This is a genomic window from Marinospirillum sp. (assembly GCF_014859565.1).
Genome location: NZ_JACUUA010000258.1, coordinates 1 through 4,190, shown reverse-complemented (window position 1 = coordinate 4,190; position 4,190 = coordinate 1). Strand labels below are relative to the sequence as shown.

Below are 4,190 nucleotides of genomic sequence, written 5' to 3'. Positions count from 1 at the left end.
ACACCACCTTTACCTGAAGCCACTGCAATAATATGCTTTACGCCATTTGCCACCTTGTCTCTCCTCAAAGTAAATATACCAGTCATCTTAGCGCTGTTTGAGCTGCCTAGCAAAACACCTGACACCAAGGATACCGGATGCTTGTTGATAAAAAACACTTTAAATTGCAGGGCTTTACCACTTTTAATGGCTGCGAACTGCCCGAAGTGAATATCGGCTGGGAAAGCTGGGGTGAGCTGAATGCAAACAAGGATAATGCCATTCTGATTACCCACTATTTTTCCGGCAACAGCCATGCGGCGGGATGTTACCAGCAGGATGATCCGTTGCCGGGTTACTGGGATGCCTTGATTGGCCCAGGTAAGGCCATAGACACCAATCGTTACTTTGTTATCAGCAGCGATACACTGGTTAATCAAGAGCCGTTTAACCCGCTGGTGATCACCACAGGGCCAGCCAGCATCAACCCTGCAACTGGGCGGCACTGGGGGCTGGATTTCCCGGTGGTGACCATTCGTGATTTTGTTGGTGTTCAGCGTGCACTGCTGGCCTCACTTGGGATAAACCGGCTTCATGCTGTTGTTGGGCCGTCCATGGGTTCCCTGCAAGCGCTGGAGTGGGCCGTAGCATTTCCGGATCAGGTTGAGCGGATGGTTTCAGTGATTGGTATGGGTGAAGCTGACGCCTGGACCTGTCTGGGGTTACAGCAGTGGGCATTACCCATTCTGAATGATCCTCACTGGTGTGATGGTGATTATTACCATCGAGAGCCGCCACTGGCTGGTGTGCAGCAAACTGTGATGCAAATTAGCTTGTCGGCCATGTCACCGGAGATCATTAACCGCACTTTTTATACTCATTACCCTCTGGAACCTGGACCTTTACAGGATATTCGCAGCCAGCACCGAGTTACACAACGTTTTATGCAGGATTGTCTGGAAAAAGCCCGTCTGGCTGATGCCAATCATCTACTGTATCTGATCCGAGCCAACCAATTGTTTCTGGCTGGGCACGGCAAAACACTGAGTGAAGGCCTGCAGCAGGTTCAGGCTCGTTGTCTGTTTCTGCCATCCAAAGGTGATCTGTTATTACGCTCCGGTCTGGCATGGCAAACGCATCAACTGCTGCAACAGCTGGGTAAGTCGAGTGAATATGCAGAGATTGAGGGCAGCTGGGGGCATCTGGATGGTATTTATTCCATCCAGACCCAGGCAGCCACCTTGCAAGCCTTTCTTGAGCGCTGAATATCAATAAAACAGCGTCCAGAGCCCCATCAGAATAAACAACACCGCTGTGATGCCATGGATGGCTTTGATTGGCAGGCGATCAATCATCAGGTGCCCCGCCAATATGACTGGAACATTGGCCAACAGCATACCGAGAGTGGTTCCCAGTACAACACCCACAAGGCTGTCAAAATGGGCACCCAGCACAACGGTGGCAACCTGTGTCTTGTCACCCATCTCCGCCAGAAAAAACAACACCAGCGTGGCAACAAAGGCGTTACGCTTCAACCAGTGCTTTCCGGTTTCTTCTTCATCCAGTTTATCCGGGATTAGCACCCAGAAACCCATCAGAATAAAAGAAATACCCAGCACCCAATGGAGCCAGTCACCGGATAACCAGCTGGCCGCCAGAGCACCCAGCCAGGCGGCCAGTGCATGATTCAGCAAGGTAGCAATAAGAATGCCGAAAATAATCGGCCAAGGCTGTCGATAACGGGCAATCAACACCAATGCCAGCAGCTGAGTTTTATCCCCGATTTCGGCCAGTGTCACAATCAAGGTTGAAATCAGCAAAGCACCCGCACCGCTGGCTTCAGCGGTCAGTATCAGGTTCTGAAAAAAATCCATGGATTCCCCAACAGGGGCTGGCCGTGATAACAAGAACCGAACACAATACACCGCCAGCCCCGGCTGGTGTTTTGTGTTCGGGTCTCGTCAGGCCTTATAAAGGCTACGGGTGCCATGATCATTGAGGATCAATTATGTTGACACACGTCTCTGATAGAAATTCAGGGATACAACAGAGCAACTACTCCCCCAAACGCTGGGCATTCTAGGTGACCATCAGGGACGATGCAAGACCCAAGTGACCACACCCCAGAATAACTGATCCTGATCATAACGTGTGATATCCAGGGGTTTAATGGATGCATCAGATGTTTCTGCCAGCAACCAGCGGCCTGCTGACTGGATATGTAAACGACGCACCACCAGCTCACCAAAAATGACGGCCACCACAACACGGCCGTGCAAAGGGGGTAGGGAGGAATCAACCACCAGCAGATCCCCGTCATGAATACCGGCAAGGATCATTGCATCACCACTGACCTGACAGAAATAGGTAGCAGAGGGGCGTTCCACCAAATGTTGATCCAGTGACAGACTCAAACCTTCAAGCCCAGCAGATGGACTTGGAAAACCACTGGCCACAGGGCTGGCTGCCTGAGCCTGAAATCCCTTGCGAGGTATCGCACTAAAGGTTTGATCAATATCCATGCTGCCGCATCCTGTTGGTTTATACAGGGTTAGTATAACTGTATATAAAACAGGGTTCCAGTGAAGGATATATTGGTTGAGGGATTTTAATTCGCTTGCAGTGATACCCACTCCGACCTATACCCACTCAAAACAAACACTTACGGCATCCACTCCACCCACAAAACCCCTCTGCCACACTATGACGGGAGCGGCTCCTTGCATTTGCTATACAGGTTATCCTATGCTTAAATTCCTCTACATAGTGCAGCGGACATGTTCTAGGACATGACACTACGTAACCCGTATGGGTCGAAGCAGTGCCCGGTAATGACGTTTCGCTATTTCAACTTGAGGTGTACCATGGCCGTTCCAGTTTTCAAAACATCTGATGAAGCTGATGTTTCTCAAGATGAAAAATATCGTCTTGAGTTTCTAGCTGAGTCTGTTGCTGCCTGGGAGCACTATCAGGCAACAGGTCTGCATTTGACTGGTGAGGAAGTTGATGCCTGGGTAGACCAGCTGCTTGAAGGCAAGGATGCGGAGCTTCCTGAATGCCACGTGTGACATGGACGTTACCTGCTGCAGATTCGCTTAAACAAATCCGTTCCTTCTTAAATAGCCAAAACCCTGCATCGGCACAAAAGGCTGTTCTGGCTATACGCTCACATTCCAAAACTCTACTGAATCATCCTCATGCTGGTCGGCCAGTGCGGGATCTTCCAGATGAGTACCGCGAATATATCGTTCCTTTTGGGTCATCTGGTTACGTCATGCGCTACAGGGTGGTTCCCACTGGCATTGTCATTCTGGCAATCCGCCACCAAAAGCAATCAGGTAACCCTAGCATTTAAAAGTTAACATAAGCAGCGAGCTTTTTTGATTTCTTATCTGTGAATTATCTTTTCAGTTATTATTCTTGAGTAGCTTTTTCCTGTTCTCTCCTTGATCAGTTCAAGCTTCGCCAGCGCCTCTTTAGTCGTAACTATTGTAATTGTTACCCTCTCTCTTATCTGTTCGTTATCTTCGTTACCTACAACCTCATCCAGTATGCTTGCCTGCGCCCTCACATCGTCCCTTATGTTTTCACAATAACCACCAGACAGAAGTTTTTCTGCTTCGGCCTCTGTCGTGCTTTCAGCCGCCTCTTTATTTACATGTTTAATATAGCCTTCCCTTTGCTCCCTTTTCTTCATCTCTGCAGGGCTTTCGCCTGTTGTTACCCCTTTCATGTACCCGGGAGGGAAATCGTACATCAGGTTGTCTGGATCTACGGATTTGCCATATTGCTTTTCATCTTGAGTATCTGCGGTTCCGTGTACTATTTCAAACCTGTTTACCTTGATGAATCTTGAGATAACAAAAGCAACAATGATACTTATGATCCATAAAAACCCAACAGCAAGCCACATCTGCTGTGCATTTTCAGCTTCTACCATTTCCTTTGCCCCCCTGATTTTTGCCTTCCGCCCTGGAACCATTTTTTAGCTACTAACATGTATCAATTTTAGCGGAGGACTCAACTATGAACCAGTGGAATAAAAAATTAGAGGGAGCTACTGCTGGCAATGAGATATGCACATTTAGCGCCAAGATATATTGAGTCAACGCAGGAGCTAGACCCAATTGTGGTTCTGGGTGGGAAGGATGTGGGAACGGAACATGTCAACCTCATTTGAGCCAGCTCTTTAAAAATTAAATTGCTTTTTC

At 48.5% G+C, this 4,190-nt stretch carries 6 protein-coding genes; 3 read left to right on the top strand and 3 right to left on the bottom strand.

Translation table 11 applies throughout. The features are described 5' to 3' along the window. The first annotated feature begins 137 nt into the window (after positions 1–137). Positions 138–1,244 (top strand): homoserine O-acetyltransferase, encoded by a 1,107-nt coding sequence (locus tag IBX50_RS17820; protein ID WP_292257672.1) that lies wholly within the window; start codon positions 138–140, stop codon positions 1,242–1,244. 3 nt (positions 1,245–1,247) lie between these two features. Here the strand turns inward: IBX50_RS17820 and IBX50_RS17815 are convergent, their stop codons facing one another. Both IBX50_RS17815 and IBX50_RS17810 read right to left on the bottom strand, forming a co-directional pair. Next, complete coding sequence (locus IBX50_RS17815) at positions 1,248–1,853, bottom strand: TMEM165/GDT1 family protein (protein WP_292257670.1); 606 nt, start codon at positions 1,851–1,853, stop codon at positions 1,248–1,250. Between the two features lie 216 nt (positions 1,854–2,069). Then, positions 2,070–2,501 (bottom strand): S24 family peptidase, encoded by a 432-nt coding sequence (locus IBX50_RS17810; protein ID WP_292257668.1) that lies wholly within the window; start codon positions 2,499–2,501, stop codon positions 2,070–2,072. 309 nt (positions 2,502–2,810) lie between these two features. Between IBX50_RS17810 and IBX50_RS17805 the strand changes: the two genes are divergently transcribed. Together IBX50_RS17805 and IBX50_RS20785 are read left to right on the top strand one after the other, a co-directional pair. Next, positions 2,811–3,047, top strand: coding sequence for a hypothetical protein (locus IBX50_RS17805; RefSeq protein ID WP_292257666.1), 237 nt, complete (start codon positions 2,811–2,813; stop codon positions 3,045–3,047). Then, the gene (locus tag IBX50_RS20785; protein ID WP_366930751.1) at positions 3,035–3,334 is read left to right on the top strand and encodes a type II toxin-antitoxin system RelE/ParE family toxin; all 300 of its coding nucleotides are present in this window, start codon (positions 3,035–3,037) and stop codon (positions 3,332–3,334) included. Before IBX50_RS17805 ends, IBX50_RS20785 begins: the two co-directional genes overlap by 13 nt. A 33-nt stretch (positions 3,335–3,367) precedes the next feature. Here IBX50_RS20785 and IBX50_RS17800 read toward each other — a convergent pair whose 3' ends face one another. Beyond that, positions 3,368–3,919, bottom strand: coding sequence for a hypothetical protein (locus tag IBX50_RS17800; RefSeq protein ID WP_292257664.1), 552 nt, complete (start codon positions 3,917–3,919; stop codon positions 3,368–3,370). Positions 3,920–4,190: the final 271 nt, after the last annotated feature.